This is a genomic window from Paraburkholderia steynii (genome assembly GCF_900100565.1).
In the GTDB taxonomy this organism is placed as follows: Bacteria; Pseudomonadota; Gammaproteobacteria; order Burkholderiales; family Burkholderiaceae; genus Paraburkholderia; species Paraburkholderia terrae.
The window spans coordinates 1-1,170 of record NZ_FNDI01000085.1 but is presented as its reverse complement, the minus strand read 5'-3'; the positions used below and the strand labels follow the sequence as shown (position 1 = coordinate 1,170).

Sequence of the window (1,170 nt, the reverse complement as noted above, 5' to 3'; positions counted from 1 at the left end):
TTACTCGATGATCTTGGCAACGACACCTGCGCCGACGGTACGGCCACCTTCACGGATTGCGAAGCGCAGACCTTCTTCCATCGCGATCGGAGCGATCAGCTTCACCGTGATCGACACGTTGTCGCCCGGCATCACCATTTCCTTGTCCTTCGGCAGCTCGATCGAGCCCGTCACGTCCGTCGTACGGAAGTAGAACTGCGGACGGTAGTTGTTGAAGAACGGCGTGTGACGGCCGCCTTCGTCCTTGCTCAGCACGTACACTTCAGCCGTGAAGTGCGTGTGCGGCGTGATCGAACCCGGCTTGGCCAGCACCTGGCCACGCTCCACGTCTTCACGCTTCGTGCCGCGCAGCAGGATACCAACGTTGTCGCCTGCCTGACCCTGGTCGAGCAGCTTGCGGAACATTTCCACGCCCGTGCAGGTCGTCTTCACCGTCGGCTTGATACCGACGATTTCGATTTCCTCGCCGACCTTGACGATGCCGCGTTCAACGCGACCCGTCACCACCGTGCCACGACCCGAGATCGAGAACACGTCTTCCACCGGCATCAGGAACGCGCCGTCAACCGCGCGCTCCGGCGTCGGGATGTACGTGTCCAGTGCGTCGGCCAGGTTCATGATCGCCACTTCGCCCAGCTCGCCCTTGTCGCCTTCCAGCGCCAGCTTCGCCGAACCCTTGATGATCGGCGTGTCGTCGCCCGGGAAGTCGTACTTCGACAGGAGTTCGCGAACTTCCATCTCGACGAGTTCCAGCAGCTCGGCGTCGTCCACCATGTCGCACTTGTTCAGGAACACGATGATGTACGGAACGCCAACCTGACGCGCCAGCAGGATGTGCTCACGCGTTTGCGGCATCGGGCCGTCAGCAGCCGAGCACACCAGGATCGCGCCGTCCATCTGCGCTGCGCCCGTGATCATGTTCTTCACATAGTCAGCGTGGCCCGGGCAGTCGACGTGTGCGTAGTGGCGGTTAGCCGTTTCGTACTCGACGTGTGCCGTGTTGATCGTGATGCCGCGCGCCTTTTCTTCCGGCGCTGCGTCGATCTGGTCATACGCCTTTGCTTCGCCGCCGAACTTTGCCGTCAGCACCGTCGTGATCGCTGCCGTCAGCGTGGTCTTGCCGTGGTCAACGTGACCGATCGTGCCGACGTTCACGTGCGGCTTGGTCCG

General features: G+C 62.1%; 1 protein-coding gene. It reads right to left on the bottom strand.

Going from position 1 to position 1,170, the window contains the following annotated elements:
• Positions 1–1,170, bottom strand: a 1,170-nt coding sequence (tuf, locus tag BLT65_RS46250; RefSeq protein ID WP_028206510.1) for an elongation factor Tu, incomplete at its 5' end; no start/stop codon positions are given.